The organism is Proteiniphilum acetatigenes DSM 18083, assembly GCF_000380985.1.
Classification (GTDB): Bacteria; Bacteroidota; Bacteroidia; order Bacteroidales; family Dysgonomonadaceae; genus Proteiniphilum; species Proteiniphilum acetatigenes.
The window spans coordinates 450,820-477,460 of the sequence record NZ_KB905694.1; the positions used below are offsets into that span (position 1 = coordinate 450,820).

26 protein-coding genes are annotated in these 26,641 nt (G+C 42.8%); 4 read left to right on the top strand and 22 right to left on the bottom strand.

What is annotated here, in order from left to right:
- Positions 1-65 precede the first annotated feature (65 nt).
- From F597_RS0106290 to F597_RS0106355, 14 genes are all read right to left on the bottom strand, one after another.
- Positions 66-818, bottom strand: a complete 753-nt coding sequence (locus F597_RS0106290; RefSeq protein WP_019538877.1) for a magnesium transporter — start codon at positions 816-818, stop codon at positions 66-68.
- A gap of 10 nt (positions 819-828) precedes the next feature.
- On the bottom strand, positions 829-2,331 hold the full coding sequence (locus F597_RS20270; RefSeq protein WP_281167175.1) for an RNA-binding domain-containing protein: 1,503 nt from the start codon (positions 2,329-2,331) through the stop codon (positions 829-831).
- A gap of 447 nt (positions 2,332-2,778) precedes the next feature.
- On the bottom strand, positions 2,779-3,387 hold the full coding sequence (locus F597_RS0106300) for a hypothetical protein (protein WP_019538880.1): 609 nt from the start codon (positions 3,385-3,387) through the stop codon (positions 2,779-2,781).
- Entirely contained in the window at positions 3,374-3,859 is a 486-nt protein-coding gene (locus F597_RS0106305) for an RNA polymerase sigma factor (protein ID WP_019538881.1), read from the bottom strand. The genes F597_RS0106300 and F597_RS0106305 overlap by 14 nt, the downstream gene beginning before the upstream one ends.
- Before the next feature lie 266 nt (positions 3,860-4,125).
- The gene (locus F597_RS0106310; RefSeq protein WP_019538882.1) at positions 4,126-4,899 is read right to left on the bottom strand and encodes a sulfite exporter TauE/SafE family protein; all 774 of its coding nucleotides are present in this window, start codon (positions 4,897-4,899) and stop codon (positions 4,126-4,128) included.
- 4 nt (positions 4,900-4,903) lie between these two features.
- The gene (locus tag F597_RS0106315; protein WP_019538883.1) at positions 4,904-5,953 is read right to left on the bottom strand and encodes a bifunctional transcriptional activator/DNA repair enzyme AdaA; all 1,050 of its coding nucleotides are present in this window, start codon (positions 5,951-5,953) and stop codon (positions 4,904-4,906) included.
- Positions 5,954-6,050: 97 nt separating this feature from the next.
- Positions 6,051-6,695 carry a DNA-3-methyladenine glycosylase family protein gene (locus tag F597_RS0106320; protein WP_245541999.1) on the bottom strand — a complete coding sequence of 215 codons (645 nt, stop codon included), beginning with the start codon at positions 6,693-6,695 and terminating at the stop codon, positions 6,051-6,053.
- Between the two features lie 231 nt (positions 6,696-6,926).
- On the bottom strand, positions 6,927-7,100 hold the full coding sequence (locus F597_RS0106325) for a hypothetical protein (RefSeq protein ID WP_019538885.1): 174 nt from the start codon (positions 7,098-7,100) through the stop codon (positions 6,927-6,929).
- A gap of 296 nt (positions 7,101-7,396) precedes the next feature.
- The gene (locus tag F597_RS0106330; RefSeq protein ID WP_019538886.1) at positions 7,397-8,962 is read right to left on the bottom strand and encodes a sulfatase family protein; all 1,566 of its coding nucleotides are present in this window, start codon (positions 8,960-8,962) and stop codon (positions 7,397-7,399) included.
- A gap of 271 nt (positions 8,963-9,233) precedes the next feature.
- On the bottom strand, positions 9,234-10,517 hold the full coding sequence (gene eno / locus F597_RS0106335; RefSeq protein ID WP_019538888.1) for a phosphopyruvate hydratase: 1,284 nt from the start codon (positions 10,515-10,517) through the stop codon (positions 9,234-9,236).
- A 249-nt stretch (positions 10,518-10,766) separates the two neighbouring features.
- On the bottom strand, positions 10,767-11,375 hold the full coding sequence (locus F597_RS0106340) for a MarC family protein (RefSeq protein WP_019538889.1): 609 nt from the start codon (positions 11,373-11,375) through the stop codon (positions 10,767-10,769).
- 86 nt (positions 11,376-11,461) lie between these two features.
- Positions 11,462-12,637, bottom strand: a complete 1,176-nt coding sequence (locus tag F597_RS0106345; RefSeq protein ID WP_019538890.1) for a glycosyltransferase family protein — start codon at positions 12,635-12,637, stop codon at positions 11,462-11,464.
- A 234-nt stretch (positions 12,638-12,871) separates the two neighbouring features.
- Complete coding sequence (locus F597_RS0106350) at positions 12,872-13,507, bottom strand: OmpH/Skp family outer membrane protein (protein ID WP_019538891.1); 636 nt, start codon at positions 13,505-13,507, stop codon at positions 12,872-12,874.
- 11 nt (positions 13,508-13,518) lie between these two features.
- The gene (locus tag F597_RS0106355) at positions 13,519-13,740 is read right to left on the bottom strand and encodes a hypothetical protein (RefSeq protein ID WP_019538892.1); all 222 of its coding nucleotides are present in this window, start codon (positions 13,738-13,740) and stop codon (positions 13,519-13,521) included.
- Between the two features lie 142 nt (positions 13,741-13,882).
- Here F597_RS0106355 and F597_RS0106360 point away from each other — a divergent pair, with 142 nt between their 5' ends.
- The 4 genes from F597_RS0106360 (at position 13,883) to tatC (ending at position 17,687) form a co-directional block, all read left to right on the top strand.
- Positions 13,883-15,346 carry an aminoacyl-histidine dipeptidase gene (locus F597_RS0106360; protein WP_026327187.1) on the top strand — a complete coding sequence of 488 codons (1,464 nt, stop codon included), beginning with the start codon at positions 13,883-13,885 and terminating at the stop codon, positions 15,344-15,346.
- Positions 15,347-15,349: 3 nt separating this feature from the next.
- Complete coding sequence (locus F597_RS0106365; RefSeq protein ID WP_026327188.1) at positions 15,350-16,384, top strand: endonuclease/exonuclease/phosphatase family protein; 1,035 nt, start codon at positions 15,350-15,352, stop codon at positions 16,382-16,384.
- A 120-nt stretch (positions 16,385-16,504) separates the two neighbouring features.
- Entirely contained in the window at positions 16,505-16,708 is a 204-nt protein-coding gene (locus F597_RS0106370; protein WP_026327189.1) for a Sec-independent protein translocase subunit TatA/TatB, read from the top strand.
- Positions 16,709-16,859: 151 nt separating this feature from the next.
- Complete coding sequence (tatC, locus tag F597_RS0106375; protein WP_026327190.1) at positions 16,860-17,687, top strand: twin-arginine translocase subunit TatC; 828 nt, start codon at positions 16,860-16,862, stop codon at positions 17,685-17,687.
- 45 nt (positions 17,688-17,732) lie between these two features.
- Here the strand turns inward: tatC and F597_RS0106380 are convergent, their stop codons facing one another.
- The 8 genes from F597_RS0106380 to F597_RS0106415 all read right to left on the bottom strand — a co-directional run bounded on the left by F597_RS0106380 (position 17,733) and on the right by F597_RS0106415 (position 26,394).
- Positions 17,733-18,107: a YccF domain-containing protein gene (locus F597_RS0106380; protein ID WP_019538897.1), complete on the bottom strand. Its 375-nt coding sequence runs from the start codon at positions 18,105-18,107 to the stop codon at positions 17,733-17,735.
- Complete coding sequence (locus F597_RS0106385; protein ID WP_019538898.1) at positions 18,104-18,481, bottom strand: RidA family protein; 378 nt, start codon at positions 18,479-18,481, stop codon at positions 18,104-18,106. The genes F597_RS0106380 and F597_RS0106385 overlap by 4 nt, the downstream gene beginning before the upstream one ends.
- A gap of 239 nt (positions 18,482-18,720) precedes the next feature.
- On the bottom strand, positions 18,721-19,455 hold the full coding sequence (rlmB, locus tag F597_RS0106390) for a 23S rRNA (guanosine(2251)-2'-O)-methyltransferase RlmB (protein ID WP_019538899.1): 735 nt from the start codon (positions 19,453-19,455) through the stop codon (positions 18,721-18,723).
- A gap of 3 nt (positions 19,456-19,458) precedes the next feature.
- Entirely contained in the window at positions 19,459-21,120 is a 1,662-nt protein-coding gene (gene recN, locus F597_RS0106395; RefSeq protein ID WP_019538900.1) for a DNA repair protein RecN, read from the bottom strand.
- A gap of 9 nt (positions 21,121-21,129) precedes the next feature.
- Positions 21,130-22,035 carry a type IX secretion system protein PorD gene (porD, locus tag F597_RS0106400; protein ID WP_019538901.1) on the bottom strand — a complete coding sequence of 302 codons (906 nt, stop codon included), beginning with the start codon at positions 22,033-22,035 and terminating at the stop codon, positions 21,130-21,132.
- 43 nt (positions 22,036-22,078) lie between these two features.
- Positions 22,079-22,657, bottom strand: a complete 579-nt coding sequence (locus F597_RS0106405) for a peptide deformylase (RefSeq protein ID WP_139224170.1) — start codon at positions 22,655-22,657, stop codon at positions 22,079-22,081.
- 149 nt (positions 22,658-22,806) lie between these two features.
- Positions 22,807-24,810, bottom strand: coding sequence for a PorE family type IX secretion system protein (gene porE / locus F597_RS0106410; protein WP_019538903.1), 2,004 nt, complete (start codon positions 24,808-24,810; stop codon positions 22,807-22,809).
- A gap of 66 nt (positions 24,811-24,876) precedes the next feature.
- On the bottom strand, positions 24,877-26,394 hold the full coding sequence (locus F597_RS0106415; protein WP_019538904.1) for a DUF4301 family protein: 1,518 nt from the start codon (positions 26,392-26,394) through the stop codon (positions 24,877-24,879).
- Positions 26,395-26,641: the final 247 nt, after the last annotated feature.

Sequence of the window (26,641 nt, forward strand, 5' to 3'; positions counted from 1 at the left end):
TTCAGAGATTCAAATCACTTGAAATCTCTCGAAAATCTCTCCATTATCTCCGAAAATGAATACTTTTACTTATTCTGTTCTGCTAAATACTTGGGAATATCGTCAATATTGGGTATGATATGTTTTTTGGTTTGATAGTCGTGAAGTTTGCCTTTTACATAGGAATACTCAAGATATTGCAAATCGACGAAAACTTGCTGAAGCCACGGAACCACATCTTGTTTCTTATGGTCGAAATAATGCGCCATGTTCCAACCGAAATGAAACATATCGGGATTTTTTAACTTATTGGGTTTGATCGGGATGAGATTATCGGGTAAAGGCTCTTCTCTTGCATAATACTCGATGTACTTGTCGAGCCGGAATAATTCATCGTCCGTTATGTATGGCGCCATCGTCACATGCGAATACTCAATAAAAAGATTGATTTTGGCATTCTGCTTTTCTGTATGGTGCTTTTCAGCGTCTTTTCTTATTTCTTCTATGGATTGCTCCGGCATTTTTCCTTTTTGACTACACCTTGTTCCGTCAAACGTTGTTTCATTGGAAACATTATCATCTGTGATTGTTGAAGCCGTGTTCTTTTTATTCGGCAGTTTTTTCATAATCCACGGGACAATGACATGAGACAATGTTGCCAGGATAATCAGATACGCAATAACGCACACGCCAAGGATAATCACAAAGGTCAAATTTGCCGTACCTGTATCAACTCCTTTTTCAAGTACGATCAATCTTCCTATCATAGCTATTATCAAACCGACAATAGAAACGATCAGGAGTAGGATGATATGGCTATTGATTTTACGATAATCCATCACTGTAGAATTACTTTATTTTCCAGTACCCCCCTTTGTTTCCTCCAATACGTTCAAGTTTCCCAATCTTTTTTAATTTCTCAATATCACGATATACAGACGAATCGCTCACCTCTAATTGTTTAGATATGGCTTCTCTTGACAAACTATTATCTTCTCTAATTAGTTGAAGAATCTTCACTTGCCTCGAGGTTATTTTTATTGCTTCATTTTCTGCTTCACTTATTGCTTCATTTTCTGCTTCACCCATACTCTTTTCTGCTTCATTGTCTTCTCCGACATTTCTCCGACGCTTCTCCGACACATCTCCGACACGTTCATGCCTATTATCTGTACCACTTTCTATACCATCTGCACCATTTTCTGCACCACTTTTTGCTTTATCTGCACCACTTACTTCTCCTTCCGGTTTAGGGTCGGCACTCATCACCGTTACCTTGAATGTGGTAATATCTTTAAAATCAAATATGGCCAAGCCGTTTTTGTTTGCGTCAAGCTGTTCCTGTACCATACTTATTCCCCTGTTGAAACGGTTTACATATCCAAGAACTTTCATCGCTTCAGCAATAACAGGATTGCGATAATCATTTACATGCGGGAAATTTTCCGGTTGTACTTTACCATAAAGTCCACCCGGATTATCCATCACAATCCGGTCGGAATATTCATAAAATCGAGCCGGGGCATTCGTCTCATACGTACGGTGCATGATGAGATTCATAGCCAGCTCTCTTATTGCTTCATACGGGTAGTTGATTTTCATTTCTTCCCGTAAAACCGTAACAAATACCGGTCGTTGCTTCTGAATGGTATATTTGATGAAGTAATCTATTTCTTTCAACATTGTGATAAGGTTCCCTGAAAATTGTCTTTCGTTCAGCACCTTGGATGTGATGCTTTTTCCGGCAAATTCAACATATTGTATATACGACCCAAAAAGAATATGCGAGGGATCTTTTCCTATAAGTAAGATTCCGGCAACTGTCGGGCAGTCTTGCACCGGATCAAACAATTTTAAGGATGCCAATTGTTCCTTAATCTGCCGTTTATCTCCTTTTAAAATGTTGGCATTTACCATTTTTGGGAGATATTCAGATTTGAAGAGGTCTAAATCCAAATCATCAATAATAGTATGCAAACATGGAGAGGTATCGAATGTTTGTGATTTTACTTCGCTTTTTTCACGAAGAATTCTTAATTCTTCGTCATTTGCTTCTCCTCGTCTCGGCCCGATACGGATATACACCGTTCCTTTATATTTCACGGGAGTATTCTTGCTCGGTTTTACTTCGACAACGGCGATATCGCCATCGGGAAATGAAAACTTTTCGACCATCAGCGCCGGTTGAGGTAATATGTTTCCATCAGAACGTAATCCTGCCAAATTTCTTAACAGCTCATCCGTCACCTTTAACCCGTTCAATGAACCGTCATCGTAAGCTCCTATAATGAGATAACCCGGAAGTTTTTTATTGGGCAGGTCATTTGCAAAGGCACAAACAGCCTTGCAAATTTATCGGTATCTTTTGTTGATATTGTTCTTTCTACACGTTCGTTTTCAATATCTTTCAACAGGGCTCTTATTTCATCTTTTGTAATCATGTTACGTTCTGAAGTTTAACACAAATATAGTGAAAGCTGAGAGATAAGCCAAGCTCGCTTGAACTTGCCCGAGGCGCATCCTATATTCTACAAATGTACTGATTTATTCCAACATCCCGATTAATTCTTTTTTCATATCGTCATCAATCGTCCGGTATCGTGCAAAGGCTTTACTTCCTTCTTTATGTCCGCTTAATGCTCCAGTCAGATTGGGGTCTTTTACTTTTTAGATTAAAAATATAGCTGATAGATGGTATTAAGGCCTACACCTACAACAAGGCTGAATATCGACATATTGAAAAACAACACCCGATTTCACATCAAAAAAGTGTTAGTCGGGTGTTTCGTTTTAACCAACTTAAAAATAGTTGTTGAAAAAATCAGTTGATTGATTCAGGTTAGTATACATATCTTTGTACCTCCTGTTGTGCTGGTATCTAATCAGCCAGGGGATCAAAAGGAGTAACAGGATAAGAATCACTACAAAAACTGATAATCCTTTTAGTCCTTCATAATCCCGGATCAAAATCCGGATAATGGCTATTGCCCAACCATAACAATAAACAAGTGCTAACAGAAAATCAATCATCTTGATCCGCTCCAATCTTTGCAGGAACAGCCGGGAGGACTCTTTCAAAGGTTGGTCATCCCATCTACCCACCAGTATCCATAATCGACTACATTCTAAAATGGTTTTGATAAAAAGAAACAAGCCAGCCAGCGCAAGCGGAGCAATAGAGCTAAAGGACAAATGTAATCCCAGATAACCGAAAGCATAGGTCATCAATGCTGCAAAAATAACGAGGACACAGGCATACACCCCACACTTTAATTTTTGGCCATATAATGTTTCTGCAATGGCCTTAGAATGTTTCTTGCGAATAATTTCCTCAATATTCTTTTTTTCATCGAAACTGTTTCCGGCATTGATTGCCTTCCACATCAATTTCAAATTATTCTTTTCCATTTTTCAAGATTTTATTCAGTTTACTTTTTATTCGATTGATTTTAACACCGACATTGATTTCGGAAATACCGGTAATGGCTGCAATTTCTTTATACTCGTATTCCTCCAAATATAGCAGTATGACAGCCTTTTCTGCTTCCGGCAGGGTGCTGATGGCACAATAAAGCTTATCATAATTCCCCGACCTTGTTTCTGCATTGTCTGCTTTGTCATACTCTTTCCCCGACAGCCCGACACATTCCGGCTGAACGTTTAGCTTGCGAAGAATATCAATGGCAGCATTCAAGGCGACACGGTACATCCATGTGGAAAAAGCCGATTGCCCTTTAAAATTCGGAAAGGCTTTCCATAACCGGATGAGTATTTCCTGATAATAATCTTCTTTGTAGGAACTACCGTAAAAATAGACATTACAGATTTTCCATAATATTCCATGATGTGTATTAATCAATTCGATAAACTCTTTTTCCATGTCCTGACTCTTTTTGAATAGTTAGTCGGATAACTTGGCTAAAATATTACAAGGCACTTCTGAAATTTATAGATTATTTAACTATAATATACCTCTATACCATATTGTTGCATGTTTAGACTGATGTTTCTTTCCGGTATACGCCATTTTGCATCATTTCTAATTCGTCACCAGTTTGGTGATGAATCATAGAGTCCTGATTTCATGATATTTGTGAATCTCCACTAGCTTGATGGAAATTTCGTCATAGAAAATAATGTCTTTTATTAAATCAGTCCGGCTCCCAAAGCCAATGATACAATGATCAGCATGATCGCAATAGTTCCCTGCAAAAACTTCAATGTGACTTTTTTCAAAAGCTTGTTTCCGATATATGCCCCGGCGATTCCCGCAAGTGTGGCGCTAATAACCAAAGGCAGATTATCAACCAATCCCGATTGGGTAAATCGTGTAGCATATACACTCAGGCGGGTAAAATCGACAAAAGTCGACACAACAACGGCAGTCGCAACAAATGCTTCTTTGGAGAGGCCCGCTTTAATAAGGAAAGCGCTGCGCAAAGCTCCTTGATTCCCCGATAGTCCGCCAAAGAATCCGCTCAAAGCCCCGCCGATGGGAAGTTTGTTTTTCCCAAACTGTAATTTTCCGAAATAAGGTATTAAATCAAGACTTGCAAAAATAATAAGCAAACCGGAAATGATGAATTTTACAGGATAGACCTCGATTATCTTTCCAAAAGCTTCGTAAATGAAAAGAGGTTCCAGACCGGAAATATTCAACAGCAGCCATGCTCCTATAAAAGCACCTATTATGGCGGGAATACCAAAACGGAGCAATACTTCCTTATTGGCATGCTTGCCGACAAGTAACAACTTAAAGATATTATTGAAGAAATGGACTATTCCTGTAAGGGCTATAGCCAGATCGACAGGAAAAAAAACCATAAAAACGGGTGTAAGGATTGTTCCAAGCCCGAAACCCGAAAAAAAAGTAAGGATGGCGACAAGAAATGCGCATAATGAGATAATAATAATTTCCATGATTTTAATGGGAAGTTGTCATATTCTCTTTTTCAAACTCCAATAACTTCTTTTTTCTCCACATTCCTCCGCCATATCCCGTGAGTGTACCATCAGCTCCGATAACCCTATGGCAAGGCAGAATGATAGAGATTTTATTTTTGCCGTTGGCATTGGCAACAGCCCTTACAGCAGAAGGTTTCCCTAAAGCTTCTGCTTGTTTTCCATAGGTGGTCGTACAACCATACGGTATCTGTAACAGGCTAAGCCACACTTTCTTTTGAAATTCCGTACCTGCCAAGTCCAGCGGGATATTGAAATCTTTTCGCTCTCCCCTGAAATACTCATTTAATTGCTCTCGAAGCGTGTCAAAATGAGGATTGTCGCCCTGTATAAGCGGAGCATTGAATTCCTCTCCCAATTGTCTTAATTCCAAATCTATCAATTTATAGTCGGCAAACTCAAACATGCAGATACCTTTCTCAGTCGCGGCGGCAATCATCAGTCCCAAATCGGTTTCAACATATGTTACGTTGATTACACGCTTGTCTTTACTTTTTTGCGGAGAAGTACCTATAATATTTTTGAACATGCTGTTGAACCCGCTCAAAGAATCATAACCCGAATCAAAGGCAACGTCCGTTACATTCTGATCGGATTGGATACGTTGGAAGGCACTGTTCGCCCGATACATTCTTTGGTAAGCATGGAATGTCTGTTTGTAGTTTTTTAAAAACCACCGGCGCACCTGATTTGGCTCTAATCCCATTTCCTGCAAATCGGCATCCTTTATTTTAACCGTAGGATTTTCTTCCATGTATTTCAATAATTGTTTAATGCCGTCAGGCGGATTTCCCAATTTTTCCAACGGTTTACAGACTTTACACGGTCGGTAACCGTTAAGCATGGCTTCTTTCGCAGAAGGGAAGAACTCTACGTTTTCTATTTTGGGCCTGGCAGGACAAGTGGGTCGACAGAATATACGTGTTGTTTTTACTCCGACAATGAATACGCCCTCGAAAGAACTATCCCTTTCAAGGAATGCTTTATAGAATACTTCTTTTTCCGTTTCCATCTTTTATATCAAATAATCGTTTGAATCCCGGGGAGCTTCCTTTCTGTCCTTATTCATATATTCCCGAACAACGGAAGCTACTGTAACATGATATTTCTCAAACAGGAATCGTATCCTGCTTTCTGACTACTTTTTCTTTATTCATGATTTTTTTCTTTTTAGGCGCATAATCTTTCATTCCCTCAACCGCTCCGCCTGCCACAGCCCATAAATACAGGCTTGCGACAGAAGCATAAGGCGTATAGCGTTTCCAGTACCTGTTGAATTTTACTTTGTCAATTATTCGATGTCGATACACCATCCGTAATCCACGAAGAATAGCCAAATCGCCATAGCTTAACACATTGGGACGCTGCATGGAAAAGAGCATCAACATTTCAGCAGTCCATATGCCAATACCGTTCAATTCGGAAAGTTTGGCGCAGACTTCTTCGTCCGGCATGGAATGAAGCGAGTCTATATCAAATTCGTCCGCTGTAATTTTTCGTGCAACAGATTTCATATAATCTGCTTTTTTGAATGTAATACCGAATTTCTGCAATTTTTCCAACGGAAGACTGTCGATAACAGAAGGAGTAATTTCTCCCAATTCTTTTAGCATCCGTTCCCAAACGGTTTGGTGTGCTTTGGTCGAAATTTGTTGTCCGATAATAGAATGTACAAGCGCGGAAAAAAGGTCGGGATTGACTGTCCTCTCTATCATGCCAACCTGATCGATAACCGCCGCTAATCGTTTATCCACCTTTTTTAAGTGTTCAATTTCTTTTTCCCCATATTGGAAATGAGTAGCCATATTTTGTTTAATTGCAAATTCGAACTGCAAAGTTACGATTCTACTATTCCAAACACAACCGAAAAATTGACAACCTCATTTATTTAGTTTTTTTGAAAGGAGGATAATTGTTCTACAATAAATAAAAAAAGATTGCCCGGAGATGGACAATCTACAAAACTTTATTGAACTTAATCAATCTTACTTGGAAGCTTCGATCGACGCTTTACGAAAAGCTTTCAATTGTTTTTCCAGTTCTAACGAAGCCTTGCGTGCACGAGCACCAGCAGCTTTGTTATTGTTCTCTGCTTGTTGAGCAGCGTTTTCCTGAAACAACTTGATTTGTTCATTGATGTTTGTTAATAATGCTTGCATAATTCTTTATTTATTTTGGTAAAATTCCCCGCAAAGGTAATTGATTGAACCATTTCCCAAAAATTATTAGGATTTTTTATTTGACTTATTTTTCAACATCTCCTCTTATTGCTACTTCAGGTCATTGGTAAACAATAAGATAATAAATCGGAATGGTCGGAATGATCGAAGAGATTTAATATGGTGTGGCTCTATATAAATTCCACTCACAGAAAAAAACTAAATAAGGAACAATATTTTGGTGATATGGACTCGGCACAGAATCCTTTCCTATATTGCATACCTTTAGGGATTTTTCAATGAGCGAATAAATAATTGTGTTCGTTTCTTTTAAATCGGTATCGTTGCCTCGGAACCGGAATAGGATCCTGCGCCGATATTTCCCATCTTAATAAATTCTCGATCATTTCGTTTTTAATACTTTCAGAAGACCGGTTTTCAAAGAGATTATCCAGTTCAGAAGGGTCGTCTTTCAAATTATAGAGCTGTCCGTTTCCATCCATATCATACACCAACTTCCAGTGGCCTTTACGAAGCATACGCATGGTACCGCTTTGTGTCCATGTATTCAATTCGTCAAAGAATAAACCTTTTCCGACAGCTCCTTCTTCCTTATAATCCGTAGCGTCATTCCGGGTATAGTACATTCCTCCAAATCCATCCTGAACCATCACACTCTCAAACTCTTTTTCAGGATATTCTTTCCCTTGCAACAAGGGCAATAAACTACGGCCCTGTACTCCGGTCGGAATATCGGCACCCATTATTTCACATATTGTAGGGAAAATATCGATAATACTTACATGGGCTTCGTGAGGATCTGCGGAAGATTTTATTCCGGGTCCGGTCCATTGCATGGGGATACGGGCCAGGACATCATCCAGCCCCACTCCTTTTTTCATCAAACCGTATTCTCCTACATAATCACCATGGTCTGCAATAAATAGGATAATAGTATTATCATATACACCTTTTTTCTTCAATTCATCCACAAGTCGGGCCACTTGATCATCGATCATCCGTAACATTCCATGATAAATTGAACGCAGACGTTGCAAATTTTCCTGATAACCGACATGGCCCTGCTCCATCATCTCCGAAAGTAAGAGGTATTCTTCACCCTTTATTTTCATATCCTCAGCACTACTCTTCATCTGAGGCAATGATTCGGGAGGAAACATAGAATAATAAGGCTCACATGTCTGGTATGGATTATGTGGTTCTGCGATAGAAAACCACATCAAAAAAGGTTTGTCCGACAAGGAACCGATCCAATGTGAAGCGTCATCTACCATGCGATACGGCAATTGAGCTTCTACACCATATGGAGAAGGATTCATATCGGCATACATATCCAGCGTTTTTAAATATTTATCAAACACCTTACCTATCTCACTTTTATTTTCTGAATCCTGTCCGTCATGATTATAAGGACTCCAATAATCTACCCGGTCGGAAGAAAGATGAGAATGATTTTTCCCGATAAGAGCAGTTGCATATCCTTGCTCCCCGGCCACATCAAAAAGATCTTTCGTATAGAAAGCATCCCTAATATTGTGATTGGAGCGCACATGGGTTGCATTGGGAAATCTTCCCGTTAACATGGATACCCTGGCCGGGCCACTCACCGGAGCGGCCGTATATGCCCGGTTAAACCACGTCCCTTTCTCTGCCAAACTATCGGCAAAAGGCATTGTGTTTAAACGATATCCTTCACGCTGCATTAAGTCGGCACGTAGCTGATCTGCCATGATAATGATGACGTTGGGACTGCTTTGGTTCTCTTGACCAAACGCAGAAGAAAACACAGAGATAGAGACTGATATTCCTGCAAATACTTTTTTGTTGAAACTATTCGTCATAATTTATTTCCATTTAGTAGAACTTTGAGAAACTCTGTCCTGCGACTCTTTTGATATCCGCCGTATTGAATTACCCGTAATATACCAGAAACAAAGATATATAATAATTTAAACTGATCTATGATGTGTCCCTGCATTAATTCTAACTAATCAGTCAATTAACACCGACTATTATCTCTCAGATATCCATGTCCATTACTCAGTTTAAGTACAGATATAAAAAAGCCATCCCGAAGGATGGCTCACATTGTAGTATGTATCAAGAAAATTATTATCTGATCTTCTTATATCCGTAAACGGCACGGTCGCCCAGTTCTTCTTCAATACGGAGTAACTGGTTGTACTTGGCCATACGGTCTGAACGGCTTAAAGAACCGGTCTTGATCTGTCCGGCGTTGGTAGCCACAGAGATATCGGCGATAGTAGCGTCTTCGGTTTCACCTGAACGGTGTGAAGTTACACTGGTATATCCGTTTCTGTGTGCCATTTCAATAGCGTTCAGCGTTTCGGTAAGTGTTCCGATCTGGTTCACCTTGATCAGGATAGAATTTCCGCAACCCTCTTTGATACCTCTCTCAAGGAATTCAACATTCGTCACGAACAGGTCGTCACCGACCAACTGGCATCTGTCACCAATCTTATCGGTCAGTTGCTTCCATCCTTCCCAGTCGTTTTCACTCATACCATCTTCAATAGAGTCGATAGGATATTTTGTGATCAGCTCTTCCAGATAAGCCACCTGTTCTTCACGTGAACGTTTTTTACCGTTTGCACCTTCAAATTTAGCATAGTCGTATACGCCATCTTTGTAGAATTCTGAAGAAGCACAGTCGAGTCCGATCATCACATCTTTACCCGGTTCGTAACCGGCATTTCTGATAGCGGTCAGGATAGATTCCAGAGCTTCTTCAGTTCCACCTGCAAGGTTGGGAGCAAAACCACCTTCATCACCAACAGCAGTACTGAGGCCTTTGTCATGAAGTACTTTTTTCAACGCGTGGAATACTTCGGCACCCATACGCAATCCCTCTTTGAAGGAATTGGCGCCTACAGGGCGAATCATAAATTCCTGGAATGCAATGGGAGCGTCAGAGTGGGATCCACCATTGATGATATTCATCATAGGAACAGGCAATACATAGGTATTGGTACCACCAATATAACGATAAAGCGGCAGGCCGAGATAATTGGCTGCAGCTTTAGCTACTGCAAGAGATACACCCAGAAGTGCATTTGCACCAAGGTTCGACTTTGTTTTTGTACCATCCAGTTCAAGTAATCTGGCGTCGATCTGGGTTTGCTCCAACACATTCATCCCCAGCAGAGCCGGCGCTATAGTATCATTGATATTTGCTACGGCTTTCAACACACCTTTTCCCAGGTAACGGCTTTTGTCTCCGTCACGGAGTTCCAAAGCTTCGTTCTCTCCTGTGGAAGCACCAGATGGAACGGCGGCACGTCCAAACGCACCCGATTCTGTCAACACATCCACTTCAACGGTCGGATTACCTCTTGAATCCAAAACTTCCCGTCCTAAAACACTTACAATTCTCATGTTGTTGAATTTTATAAATAGATTAATTTGAAAATCCTAATTGATGAACCTGTCACAATTTCGACTTGCAAATATAGCTGTTTTTTTGCTATCTAAGGGTGTATGCAGAGAGAAAGTTCAATTACATTAGACTATTTGAGTCGCCTTCGCTCCTCGATTTTCAATTCTCGCTATGGCAAACTTCAAACAAATTTGAGTTTGCACATCTAGCTTAACGAAATAGTTGGGTCAAAAAACTGATAATGCTAACTATGCACCCACACCGTTCACTGTTGAGATAAGAGCTGACAGGTTGGAAGTAAGCAATTTCACAGATATAGCCATCAGAATAACTCCAAAAAATTTACGAAGAATATAAGCGCCACTCTCTCCCAACAGTTTCTTTACCAGGTCGAGATATCTCAGTACCAGATAGACGATAGCCAGGTTCAGAACCACAGCAATAATAATATTTATTACATGGAATTCCGCCCGCATGGAAAGCAATGTGGTGAAACTTCCCGGCCCGGCAATCAGTGGAAACACTACCGGGAACAATGTAGAGGAGTTATCCGTAGAGGTATTATCGTTCTTGAATATCTCCACTCCAAAAATCATTTCAATGGAGAGGATGAGCAATACCACAGCTCCAGCAACGGCAAAAGCGGAGATATCGAGTTGAAAGAGTTTCAAGATCCACTCCCCGATGAATAAAAAGCCTACTAAAATTATAAGTGAATAAAATGCTGCTTTTTCCGGATGGATTGTCCTGTTCTGACTCCTCAGATTCAGAAAAATAGGAACCGCACCCGTCACATCGATGATTGCGAACAAGACCAGAAAAGCACTGATAATTTCAACTCCGTTAAGAACCGACATAATATTCCTTTTTTAGAAGTATGACAGCAAACACTTACATTTTGAACGCAAAATTACAAAATATCAGTCAAACAGCAAAACAAGATCTAATATTTGTCAATTAAAGAAGCAAAACTCTCATACGGAAAAGGATAGGGGTGCACTTGATTGAGATATTTGATAATCCTGAAAGCATTGAAATGATGAAAGAATCGTTTCCTGAATGTGGGCGGAGAAGCACTATTCGCGTTACAGTCCCCAATAAGCGCCGAAAAATCGATCTCTTTCAGGAATTGTTGTAGTGACGGATGTAATGTTGTAATCATTATCTCAACCGATTGGGGATCTTTCCCGAAGAATTCATCTTTCATGTCGAAGAGCTGCTTCAATTCCCGAAACGATCTCTTTGAATAAGCCCTCATATTACCATCGGGCTCATCTATAATTTTTTGTAACGAAGGTCCGGTTCCGAATGGAACGCGATCGGAAAGGCGTGCCATCGGAAAGACCCGTGCTTCTTTCAGTTCCCGGATATTTCCAAGCGCAAATATTTTTTGCAGGAAGTAGAAATCTTCACCACCCTGCTGACGTCCCATACCTCCTACACGTACATAAGCATCTGCTGAAACGGCGAAAGCAGAACCAATCGTATGCCAATAATATGGGAACCCAGCATATTCCAGCATCGAACGAAAATAACGGATATAGGCTTCATACTGTCTTGCAGCGCTTTCCGTCATAGCGCTATCCTCCTCCACCCGGTGACGAAAATCATGGATAGTACCATTCAGGGATTTATCACAGGAGAAAGCCTCCCGGATGGCTGTCAGAAAATTGCCTGATACCGTGCAGTCGGCATCCAACGAAATAATCACACCGCGGGATTTCCCATTACAAAGAAAATGCTCTACTGCCAGATCCATTCCTATTTTTCGTGCCAACCCCACTCCTGCATGTTTCCTTGGTAAATTTTCAAACAATAACGGGAAAAAACAAAAACTTCGTTCATTGTAACGGTCGGCAAACAAACGGGTTTCATCATACGATATCCTGTTTTGTTTTACGACATCCTTATCGGCAAGCACTCCCGAGTTAAATACAATAACTGTCAACACGTTTGTATCCGAACGATCAGCGGTACGAAGGTTATGCAATGTTTCAAATAGAGCAGGTTCGTTGTAGCAGGGAATCACCACCACAATATCTGCCGCTGTCTCCGGCGGAATAATGGTACACAGGTATTCCGGCTTCTGCCTTTTGATATAAGCTTCCCAGTGCTTCATCCGATCAATTTATTGAGAATCAATAGCCAAGAACCGAGACTATTTGGAATTTGAGATGTTGGATTTGGGATATCGCCAATTGCCAATTATCCACTGTCCATTTTCAATTTTCAATTTTCGATTCTCATCCCCCTTCTTAACACAAACTTCTTATTTCTACATAAAATAAAAAAAGGGTAGAATCACATGGTGATGTACCCCCCTCTGTTTGTCCTGAAATCGGTCGGAAATTGATTATTTCCCCGTAGTAGTAGTTGCCGTGGCGGGACCGTACTTGCTGTTCAGAAATTCAATCACTTCATTAGTAATATCATACTTCTCATCAGCAAGCAGAATCGTGCTCGTCGTCCTGTTGCTGAAGATAATTTCATAATGTTTATTCTGATTGAACTCTTTCATCCTCGCCTTGATAGTATCCTCCATCTGGATATTCAGTTTTTCCTGTTCCAGCAGGAACTCCTGAGTCAACCGTTCTGCTAATTGTTGATATTCCTGATCCATCTGCATTATTCGGTTCTGTTCCTGCTGTGCTCTTTCCGTGCTTAAGAAAGCATTATTGCGTAATTTGCGTTCAAAATCGGTAGCAGCAGAACGAATCTGTCCTTCTCTCTGATTCAACGTTGCACGGGTACTCTCTTGCTTTCTCAACAGCGATTCGTTGAGATCTTTGGCAAAATTGTAATTCATCAGAAGCGAATCCACATTCACATACCCTATAGGCAATGTAAAGGAAGAGTCGTTCAACAAAGTAGTAAGATTTTTCCCCGTGGATCCGTTAACGGATGGTTTGGTTGTAAAATGTAAGATGTAAAGAATAATGATTGCGACCGCCAACACACCGCTGACGATGTAAAGAGTAGAATTCTTCATTTTTGAAAGATTTAAATATTTTCTGATTTCAACATTTTTTCTATCGGACTTTCTCTTCTGCTCATCTCCGAATCCTGAGATGTGGCACAATGAATCCCTCTATTTTGCAATGGTTTACTATCACCAATATGGAGACTGGGAAACTCTCCTTTTTTGGTAAAGAAAACACGTATCCCCATCAACAGAATAGCGACGAACAGGATAACTGAGCCTATAATGAGTATTTTTATCATAATGGTGCTTTTTAATGCCGCAAAGATAGTCTAATTAGCTAATTAAACCGCATTTTTTCGGATTAAAGATACTAAATTTTTTGTCCATGCACCATTTTTCTTGTACTTTTACCAACTCTATAAGCTATCTAAAATAAATGATATGATGATTACAGATTTACAACCTTCCGTCATCTGGAACTATTTTTACCAGATTACACAGATTCCAAGACCATCTAAAAAAGAGGAGAGAATTCTTGCTTATCTACTCGATTTTGCCCGCCAGCACAATCTGGAGGCCAAACAGGACAAAGCCGGCAATCTGTTGATAACCAAACTGGCCACTCCCGGCAAAGAGGATGTACCCACAGTAATCCTGCAATCGCATGTGGATATGGTTTGCGAGAAAAATTCAAATGTGACGCACGATTTTGAGAATGATCCCATAGAGACAATTATCGACGGCGACTGGATAAAGGCCAACGGCACCACGCTGGGAGCCGATAACGGCATAGGGGTAGCCGCCCAGTTGGCGCTGCTGGCCGCAGATGATATTGCACATGGCAAGATTGAAGCGCTTTTCACTGTGGATGAAGAGACAGGTCTGACAGGAGCCAACTCTCTCGACAAAAATCTTCTCACAGGTAATATCCTGATCAATCTCGATACTGAAGAGGAAGGTGAAATCTATATAGGATGTGCCGGGGGAAAAGGCACGAAAGCCTATTTCAAATACAAGGAAAAAGATGTACCAAAGAAATATTTCTGGTTCAGGATACAGGTAAAAGGCCTGCGCGGGGGACATTCAGGCAGTGATATCGACAAAAAACTGGGTAATGCCAACAAGATACTCACCCGCTTTCTGCATTCCATTACACGAAAAAAATATGGCATGGTCTTATCGGAAATCGGCGGTGGAAACCTACATAACGCCATCCCGCGCGAAGCACATGCACTCCTGGGAGTAAAAGAGAAATACAAGGAGGATATCCGTGTGAAATTAAACACTTTCCTCGCTCAGGTACAGGAGGAATATAAACATACTGATCCCGGCCTCGACATTCACCTTGAGTCGGTACAGATCCCGTCGAAAGTGATCAATAGAAAGATTACAGAGAAACTGATCAATGCACTGTATGCCTGTCCGCACGGCGTTATCGGCATGAGTTACGATATCCCCGGACTGGTAGAAACTTCCACCAATCTGGCATCCGTCAAAATGCTCGATCATCATCTGATAGAAATAGGTACCAGCCAGCGAAGCTCTGTGGAGTCTCAAAAAGAATATGTGGTGAATATGGTATCATCGGTATTTGAGCTGGCCGGGGCAAAGGTAATTCACAATGACGGATACCCCGGATGGCAACCCAATCCCGACTCCAATATCCTGAAGCTGGCGCAAAAAGAATACGAAGCGCTCTTCAGTAAAAGCCCTAAAGTAAAGGCGATCCATGCAGGTCTCGAATGCGGGTTGTTTCTTGAGAAATATCCCCACCTCGACATGATATCGATAGGGCCTGACATGACAGATGTGCATTCACCCGACGAAAAAATGAAGATATCTTCGGTGGGTAAATTCTGGGATTTCCTGGTGAAAATCCTGGAAAATATGCCCGCAGAAAAGTAAACAATGCGGTTTTTCTTAATAGCCACCTTATTACTAACGACCTACACGGCAGGGATCGTTTCACAGAACGATTTTCGCATTATGTTCTACAACGTCGAGAATCTGTTCGACACCTCTGATGATCCGTTAAAAGAGGACGACGATTTCCTGCCGGATGGTTTTATGCGGTGGACACCGTGGAAGTATTGGGAAAAACTGCGCAACATTACCCGTGTGATTACGGCTGTCGGTGGTATGCAATCTCCGGCATTGGTCGGGTTGTGCGAGGTAGAAAACGATTCTGTGCTTTTCGACCTCACAAAACGGTCGTCACTGCGGGTACAGGAGTACGATTATATTATTACCGATTCACCTGATGACCGGGGAATTGACGTAGCGCTACTCTATCAGCGCCATCAATTCAAACCGCTACAAACCTGCGAATACGAGATAAAGTTCAGCCGTAAAAATATCAGGCCGACGCGCAACATTCTACATGTTGCGGGAGAAGTACTCAACGGCAATATCCTCGATATATTTGTCTGTCACTTCCCCTCCCGTAGCAGTGGACAACGAGAGAGTGAACCCGCACGCATAGAGGCGGCAACCCTTCTGAAAAACAAAGTCGACAGCCTGTTTATTCGCCGTGAGAACGCCCGTATTGTCATTATGGGCGATTTTAACGATCATCCTGATGATAAAAGTCTTTCTCAAATATTGGGAGCAAAAAGCCTACTGTCACCGCTCCAAAGGGATCAGTTATACAACCTTTTCCGTCATCGGACAAAAGAACCTGAATGTGGCACTTATAAATATCAAGGAAAATGGGAGATCCTCGACCAGTTTATTGTCAGTGGGAATCTCTTAATGGAAGAAAGCTGCATTCACGTGAAGAGCAATGAAGCACATATCTTCAAAGCCGGTTTCCTGTTAGAAGATGATGAGAGGTATTATGGCAAGAAACCACACAGGACAAATGTTGGACCCCGCTATATAGGAGGGTTCAGCGATCACCTGCCCATTTATATGGACCTGATTCTCATTTTGGAACATCCATAAACAGACCCGGCACATTTTTTAAAACTTTATCATAATATTTCTCCCTATATCCATAAATAAGTTCTATATTTGCATCTTGTAGCAACCGAAAAGTATAAACAAATTAAACATATTACACTTATGAATCCATTACTTATCAACTTAAACGGGTGGGAAATACCTATCATAGTTTTGGTTATCCTGATTCTTTTCGGAGGAAAAAAAATACCCGAATTCATGAAAGGTCTCGGGAAAGGCATCAATAGCTTCAAAAAAGGATTAAAAGATATTGAGGAAGATATTAAGGCTGAACCGACAGAAAATAATTCATCATCAAATAATTAAATAGCTGCGGAAGAAACCTGTCAGATCATTCCGGTGGGTTCTTCTTTCATGCTATTATCAGCACCATAAGAGTTTATCATTTCGAAGGCAAAACTGGTAAAATCCGTTTGTCTTCGGATGTTTACATGTCTATTATATAGCGCAGATAGAAATGTCAGAGAAAGAAATGTCTTTTTGGGATCATCTGGAAGAGTTCCGATGGACCATTATACGTATTATCATCGCTGTGATTGCTTTCTCTGTCATAGGATTTATCATTATCCCCCATATTTTTGACTCCGTCATACTTGCTGCCCGCTCGTCCGATTTTATTACTTACCGTTTCTTTGAAAAAGCAGGAGAATACCTTCCTTTTCTACCTGATTTCTCTGCAGATGCTTTTGCCGTAAGGATGCTTAATATCAACATGACCACGCAATTTATGACCTATATCTCTACGTCATTGATGTTTGGTGTACTCTGTACCATTCCTTATATACTATATGAACTATGGAAATTTATAAGCCCCGCACTTTATGAGAATGAGGCAAAAGGGATAAAGACCGCTTTCGGGTTCGGGGGGTTCATGTTTATAATAGGTTGCTTAGTTGGCTATTTTATTGTATTCCCGCTGATATTCCGCTTCCTTATCACTTTTGAGTTGAGCGAATCCATTGAGAATTCAATCTCGCTCGATTCCTATATGAACAACTTCTATACCCTTATCCTGATCATGGGACTGGTATTTGAACTGCCGCTGGTATTTTGGTTGTTGTCAAAACTCGGATTGATCTACCGTTCTTTTTTCCGAAAATTCCGTCGCCATGCCGTCGTAGGCTCCCTCGTAGCTGCGGCGCTTATCACTCCCTCGGGAGATCCCTTCTCCCTTTTCGTGGTGACCATACCTATATACATGCTATGGGAGATCAGCGCCTTTATGGTAAAGAAAGATCCACCTGAAGAGAAAGAGGAGGAAAATCTCCCGGCAGTATTCGAATAAAGGGGATTATTCACCGATCAGATAAAACCGGAGCAACCGGCCCTACTACTTATTTACGATCGCTCTTCCGAAAGGAGTGAGCGCCAAACTCATCAGTTTAAAATGCTGGTTTCCGAAAGGAATACCGATAATAGTAATATAAAACAGCAAACCGAACAGCAGATGGGTGAGCACAATGGGAATCCCTCCCACAAAAAACCAGATCACATTCATCAGAAACGACAGGCATCCCGAGGATGTATCTTTTTGCACGACTTTCTTCCCGAAAGGCCATAGTGCCACTTCGGCCAGTTTCAACGATTGGAGTCCGAAAGGAATACCGATGATGGTAACCATCAGTGCGACGCTCCCCAACAGGTATTCAATGGCGATAAAAAAACCGCCGAATACCACCCAGATAACATTCCCTAGAGTCTTCATCTGACGGCGATTACTTCTATTTCTACCAGCGCATTTTTCGGAAGTGCTTTCACGGCAAAAGCCGAGCGAGCCGGGAAAGTCCCACTAAAACGGCTGCCATATACTTCGTTCATCTCTGTGAACAGCGACATATCATCCATAAATACCGTCGTTTTCACAATATTATCCATAGTGGCTCCGGCTGCCGTCAGCACTGCTTCTATATTATTGAAGATTTGACTGGTTTGTTCTTTCACACCGCCGGATACAATATTTCCTGTCGATGGATCAATGGGTAACATTCCCGACAGGAATAACATCCCATTCGCTTCAATAGCCTGGTTGTAAGGCCCTATTGCCGCAGGCGCATTGTTTGTTGAAATAACTTTTTTCATTTTTTTGAAGTTAGAAGTTAGAAATTAGAAGTTGGAACTAAGAAGTGAAGAAGTGGAGAAGTAAAGAAATCTGAAGTTGAGAATCTTATTCCGGTTTCTACCTTTTTCACCTTTTCACTCTTCCACTTTTCCACTTTTCTCTCCACATTTTCATATTAGTCTCATTATTCACTACTTGTCCCGATTCATCGGGATTGGCATATTGGCGCATTGCCATTAATCATCACATCAACAAATCATCACCTCCTCTGTCTAACCACCTCATAGATCAATACTCCAGCCGCAACTGATACGTTGAGTGACTGGATTGTTCCGGATTGAGGTATCCTCACCAGCTCGTCGCAAATGCGAAGATGTTCGGGAGCGACACCTGTATCTTCAGATCCCATCACAATGGCGACCGGCACAGAAAGGTCGGATTCGGTGTAAAAAGAAGCGGCTTTTTCCGTAGCAGCCACTACTTTTATTCCGCTGTTTTTGAGAAAGCCGATTGCTTCCTTCAGGCTATTCTCCCGGCAAACCGGGATAGAATGTAACGCACCAGCGGAAGTTTTTATCGCGTCGGCATTCACAGATACGCTTCCCCTGGCAGGAATTACAATGGCATCCACACCTGCCACCTCACAGGTACGCGCGATAGCGCCGAAATTCCGCACGTCGGTCAGTCCGTCCAATACTAAGATAAACGGGGTTTTGCCCTCTTCATAGAGCAACGGCACAATATTTTCCAGCTTCTGATAGGTGACAGCCGAAGTGAACGCGATTACACCCTGATGGTTCTTGCGGGTGATACGGTCTATCCGTTCCACCGGCACTTTCTGCATAGGTATCTCATAACGGCGGAGCTGCTCCTGCAACTCCATGAACAACTCACCCGACAGTTCGCGCTTTACCAGCACCTTGTCTATATCTTTTCCGGCCTCTACCGCTTCAATAACGGCACGAATGCCGAAGATCATCTCTTTTTCCTTCATATTTCAATTTCTGTTCAGCATCACCTTGGCATTTTCGATTGCCTGTTCCGTGATTTCCGCACCACTCAGCATGCGGGCAATTTCCTGCACCCGCTCTTCGGGAGCCAGTTCTTTTATTTTTGTCGTTACGATATTGCCCAAATCCTCCTTATACACCAGGAAATGTGCTGTTCCTTTGGAAGCGATCTGCGGAAGATGTGTGATACCGATTACCTGCATTCTGGTACCCATCTCTTCCATGATAGCTCCTACCCTGTCAGCCACTTCGCCCGAGGTTCCGGTGTCGATCTCATCAAAGATGATGGTCGGTAGTGAAGTCGCCCCTGCGATCATCGCCTTGATGCACAACATCAGACGCGACATCTCACCACCCGAAGCGATTTGCGAAACAGGCTGCAGCACTACATTCTTATTGGCCGAAAAAAGGAACTGAACAGTATCGGTACCTGTAGTATCAGGGATATTTTTGGATTTGAAATCACACTGAAACCTCACATTGGGCATCCTCAGGTAAGCGAGCCTTTCTACCAGTTCCTTCTCAATACGAGGCGCAGCCTTCTTTCTCTTTTCACTTAACAGGCCGGCTTTCGCCATCATTGTTTTCTGCTTCTCTTCTGTCTCTCTTTCTAATGCCTGCAGCCGTTCATCGAGCGAATCAATATTTTCCAGTTTCCGTCCCATTTCATCACGCAAAGCGATCAACTCTTCCACGGTAGTGACGGAATGTTTCTTCTGCAAGTCGTAGATAGCGCCTAATCGCTCCTCCAGCAATTGCCTGCGACCGGGATCAAACTCCACCTCTTCAAAATACCCGGTTATCTCCTCACGTACATCTTTCAGTTCGACAAAGGCAGAATCTACCCTGGCCACCAATTCAGATAACTTTGGATAGAACCGTTGTACATTATGGAGTGTATCTGCTACTGACCTCAACAGTGACTCCACACTCCGCTCCTCTTCTGAAAGAAGTGCCGTGGCAGTAAAAAGCCCTGTCTTGATCTCCTCGGCGTGTGCAACCGCCTCCAATTCCTCTTCGAGTTGCCCCTGTTCATCCGGTTGCAGGTTCATTTCCGCAAGTACAGTATATTGAAATCTGAGATAGTCTTCCTCTTCCCGGTTTTTACGGGATTGCTCCCGGAGATCGTTCAATGCTCTTTCCGAGGCACGATACGCAGTATACGCCACCTCATAGTCGGCACGCTCCATCTTTGTATCGGCCAGCAAGTCCACCACATTCAACTGAAAAAGATTATCGTTCAATGACAAGTTCTGGTGCTGGGAGTGGATGTCGATCAACCTGTCTCCCAATCCTTTCAGGTCGTTCAGGTATACAGGCGAATCGTTCACAAAAGCACGTGATTTCCCGTTACCCCATATCTCCCGTCGAAGAATACACTCATCACCTTCATACACCCAATCCATCTCTTCAAAAAAAGGCGCAAGATCATAGGCCGAGACGTCAAAAATCCCTTCTATGACACATTTTTCGGCATCCTGCTTGATCTGCTTCACATCGGCACGTTGCCCGAGGATCAGTGAGAGTGCGCCAAGGATAATCGATTTGCCCGCCCCCGTCTCACCTGAGATCACTGAAAAACCGGGATCGAATCCGATCCTGAGAGAATCGATCAATGCAAAATTCTGTATGTATAACGACTTTAACATATACTTTATTTATCTCAACCGCCCCAATTCAGTATTACGGGCGGGATATAATTTCAAAAGGGCCTCATGTGCCTGTCTCCTTTCCCGGGCATCAGTTTTGGAAAGAAGATTTACCATCTCTTCGAGTTTAGTATCACCAAAAAGCTTTATCAGTACGCTGGTCGGACGTTTCGTTTGCAGCGCCGACAAGAACAGGACTGAAGAAACTATTTTTTCCGATCCCGGTTCACCGTTTCCGGCCGGCACATCCAATCCCTGCCGGTGATAATCGAACCACATATGCCGGTAGCCTTCCAGTGCCCCGTCGTTAAAAGCAACGGCGATAGCCGAACGGTTCCGGTTACTGCGGCGATCCCACCCTTTCCATCCGTAGGATTGCGCATTGACAGCAATCAGTTCCATATTGCGGAAACAAGATGTACCACCTAACGAAGAGCGGGAGTCAAGATCGAGCCCCAAAATCAGATAGGTATAATAGGCGATGATTGCTGTCAGGTTCCCCTGAATAAAATTGAGATCAAACTGCAAAGATTGATGCTCGGTATAGTCGAACTCCATCTCCGTGTCGCGTACATTCAGCATGGGAGTGCTGTAGTCACTGTTCTCTACGGGTCGGTACGACTGCACATACAACTCACCCTTAAAGGATCCGGAAGAAAGTGCCTCGGTAATAACCAATGTGAAAGAACAATTTATCCGTTTATCCCCCAGAAGTTGGCTGTCCGTCCATCTACGCCCGTTGATAAAAGTCCGCAACGCCTCTTCAAGAGTATCAAACACCTGCCTGTTGGCGCCCTGAACCCTGGAGCTATTCACTTTTACAAAAGCACTCAACTCCTGCGCGGAAAGCGGAGATATCCCTGCAACCGTAAAAAACAGGATCACCAGCCAACAATACATTTCCCGTCGACTCATATCCTCTAACACTCAGATATCTTACACATAAGCTTCTTTTACCCTATTGCCATCCCGGTTCTGTTTCCGGACAAATTTTATCCGTGAATAATATACCCCGCAAATGGTCGTATTCATGTTGAAAGATCACGGCAGTAAAACTATCGTCCCTGCTATATCCTTCCAAATGGCCACGATGAAAATCCCCCTTTTCATCCCAATATTCTACGTCCACCCAGGGCAAACGAAGCGTATTTGCACGTATATCGGGAATAGAAAGACAACCGTCACGCTCAAAACAGACCGTATCTTTCGGGAAATTGACTATTTTGGGATTGATAACAACATGTAGGGGTTCATCAGGAAGATCCAAACGGGTAAACAGGAATATATTCTTAAGCACTCCCACCTGGGGTGCAGCGATACCTACCCCGCCGGATACATGCATTGTCACGATCAGCCGACGGATCAGCAATTGCAGGCTTTCGTCATTTACAATTGAATCCGGATCAACATCCATGGATTTCATACGCAGTACCAACGAATCAACGGGATCAGTCACCTGAAGCACACGAAAAGGAGTCTCCCCATCTCCGTTATGGATGATTTCCCGTTCTCTTTCGGTAAAGGGTATAAACGCCATAAGATTGAATGAGCTAACCATAAGAAATAACACTGCGATCAACTTACACTGCATTTGTCCTGACTTTAGAGATATATTGTATGTTCGTTACAAAAATCATGTTCCAAAGGTAGTAAAATCCTTTCGAACATATTAGGTTCTGCAGGTTATTAATGCAATCCGAATTCGTGATCGGTCACTTCGAATGATGTCCTCCGGTTGATCTGATCGGTAATCTCTTGTTGATCAGTTGTAAGGGTTTTAATAAGCTCTTCGGTCAGTAAATCTCCCTCTTTCAGAAAATCAAATTGTTCCGCTATCTTTTTCGTCACTCTCACCGGTCGGGTTTTACCAAAACCGTGGGCAGACAAGCGTTGTGAGTCGATACCGTGAGCGATGAGATAGTTCACTACCGATTGTGCACGACGGAAGGAGAGGTCGAGATTATATTCATCCGAACCTTTCCGGTCGGTATGAGCCGCAAGTTCTATGGTAACAGATGGATGTTCGTTGAGCAGGGCTATCAGCATATCCAGTTCTTCTTTCGATTCCGGTCGTAAAGTGGCGCTGTCGAAGTCGTAAAATATATTTTCCAATATTACCGGTTTGTTATAAGGTATCATCTCAAAATCGACATAGTAGAGTGTATCCTTTTCTGCAGGGTCAGTCAATAATCTCTGCCGTTGATTGAGGAACCCATCAGCAGAAGCCATCAGCAGGTAATCCACTCCTCTATCGGCCTTGAAGCGGTATTCCCCTTCCCTTCCGGTCACGAAGCGGAATTGCAATCCGTCGCTTCCCACCGCGGTCACAATAGCCCCCGGGATAAATTCATCCTCCGGGTCCACTGCGAAGCCTTCTATCCAGACGGTTACTTCGGGATAAACAAAAGAGTAGATATGATCATACCCCCGCACATCATTCCGGTTAGAACTAAAAAATCCCTTCTCTCCTTTCGGTTCGAATGTGATTCCAAAATCATCAGCCGGCGAGTTAAGGGGAGATTGCAGGTTACGCACACGCCACCGCCCTCTCTCCCAGTCTCCCAGTCTCCCAGTCTCCCCTCCAGACGCGACTGCCATAAACATATCCAGCCCACCCATTCCGGGATGCCCGTCGGAAGAGAAATAGAGTGTGGTATCATTTCGCAGATAGGGAAAAAGCTCGTCACCTGGCGTATTGATATCCGATCCCAGGTTCTCTACAAAAAGGATCTCATGATTATTTCCGATTGCTGCCCGCCAGATATCTTTACCGCCGTAGCCGCCCGACATATCGGAAACAAAATAGAGGTAACGTCCCGACGGGGAAATTGCCGGGTGAGCAAAAACCGACAACGAATCATTCTTCACAATCTCCAAAGGTATACCTTCACCCCATCTACCGTTCACCCATCGGGAAAGATAGATATTTGCAGTAGTAGGCCGGTTGGGATCAACACCATTGAAAGTATAATACATCCATTCCCCATCCGGAGAAAAAGAAGGGGTACCCTCATCATTCCCGGTGTTGACACCCGAATTTATCCGTTCCGGCCGCTGCCATTCCCCGTGTACATTTTTGACTGAACGGAAAAGGTCGTTGTATTTCATTCCGGTAATGGGACTGTTCTCTTCACCAAGCGACTCTTCCCTCGAAGAAGCAAAATAGAGACGGTCTCCCCCCGGCAAAAGCATCGGACTGAACTCCCCCCGGTTAGAATTGAACAATTCCATCCTCTCTACAATATATCGCGTAGGATTTTTATTCCATTCCTTTGCCAGTTCCACACCACGAAGTCCGCTCAGCGCCATCGGATCATCCGGCCGGAATGTCAGGAATCGGTAGTATGCGTCAGCCGCATCCTCGTAGTTCCCTTCCCGATGCAACATCCGGGCATAGTGAAAGTACATTATGGTGTCGGGATACCCGTAACGGATAGCATTAGTGTAAGCGGCTATGGCCCGGGCAGACTGATTAAGCCTGCGGTAGTTCTCTGCCATCTCAAAGGCTATAATTCCCCGTTGTACCCGTTCCTCACGGGGTGCATTACGGTATAATTTTCGGTAGGTCTCGCTTGCGGCATAATATTCCCCACGCAAGTACTGTTCCCGTGCGACACTCAGTCTTGCCTGATCACACGAGAGCAGCAGCCACACCGCAGCCAACAAAGTATATAGAATACGAAATTTCAAGCCTGTCGTTTTGGCTGTAAACGGCTTTTTTTGAAAAATATTGTGTAAGAACCGATATAGCTCCCCTTACTGGTGTTCCGGCCGTAACAGGTCATTCACTGTCTTCACCGGATTGAAAGTGGAAACAGGCACTTCCACGAAAATAGTGTTCCAACTACTCATAGCTCCATTCCATAATCCGGGCAGTTCCAACGCTTTCAGTTCTTTTCCGTTCTTCGATTTGTAGGATATGAATCCGGTATTCCGATCCACAAATTTTGTCAGATTGTATTTGTTTCCCTGATTGCACTTCACGCCACACACCACATCCACGGGATTAAAATGGGACCCGTTCCTGAATGCCTCCATTGCAGCGGGATCATTCTTATCGATCTGGGAACTTTCCAGTATTTGAAGAGAAGCGGTTCCGTCGGGATTGACAGCTATAAAAGGTCCGCCCCCTGGTTCTCCTTGGTTTTTCACCATCCCACAGACCCGGAAAGGCCGGTCGAGTTTCCTCTTCAGGTATTTTTTCAGTTCATCCTCCGAAGCAAATTCTCCAGGATGAGAGATCGACAGTTCGTTCTCGGTAAAAGCCAGCATTTCTGCCAGTTCCTCCGCAGTAGCTTCTCCTGATTCCAGCCGGTTCAGATAAGCATGTGTACGTTGTTGCATGGTGACAAGAACACCTGCCAACAACCTTTTATAACGTGCTTCATTCTCTTTCAACCTGTCAGGAACCACATTGTCGATATTTTTTATAAAGATCACATCAGAGTCGATATCGTTCAGGTTTTCAATCAGCGCACCGTGTCCACCGGGGCGAAACAGGAGGGAGTTATCCTCATTTCTGAAAGGTTCATTGTTCATATCCACAGCAATGGTATCGGTACTCGGTTTCTGAATACTATATGATACCGAGAAGGTTGCGCCCAGTTTGAATTCGTAGTTTAGTTTCCTGGCTGCCACCAATAATTCAAACATCTCTTTATGTTCCGGCGACACGGTGAAATGCACATTCACCTCTCCGGCTTTATTCCTGGCATAGTATGTTCCTTCGGTAAGATGCTCTCCTACAGGAGTCCGATTCCCCTCGGGATATTTGTGGAAGAGGAGCAATCCCTTGGGTAGATTTCCGTATTCCATTCCTCCCGCATCAAGCAATGCCGAGGCTATATCTTTATATCGTCCTTCTTGGCACAATGTCTCCACATCTTTTGCAAATAAATTCTTACATGTCTCATCGAGCGGGCCAAAAAATGCAAATTGTTGAATCCTATCGAAAAATTCTTTCTCAAACGGCGTGGTCGGCACATCATAATCAGCATCCAAAAAGGCAAATAGGTCCTTAAACATACGACTGGCCGCCCCGGAAGCCGGTACAAATTTTGTCACTTTTTTTCCCCTACTCAGGAAATCCTGCCAGGCATCCAGATACACCTTTTCCTCTTCTTCTCCCACTTTCATTATACCCTTCCCTACGGAAGCTGCAGCTACGATAGAAAGATAGGGAAATCCTGTAGCAAAATAATTCAGTTGCGTATCGATTTGATCCTGAGTGATTCCTTTTTCACGCAGTAATTCCAGGTCTTGTTGTATATACATAGCGCTTGGATTTAGAATTGTTATCTTTTTTATATAAACAGGGCAAGCAAAAAACCTTACCACTTTTAAACTTTATTCACCAAAGATAGAGATTATTTTTTAAATGAAGACCACGAAAGTATAAAATTAAAACCGTCATATTGGCAGAAACGCCATCGCCTCAAAAATTTGGCACAACATTTGAAAAAGGAATAATGAGTTAAAAAACAGACCACCGATGATCGGAGGATTTTTGACAAACAAATTA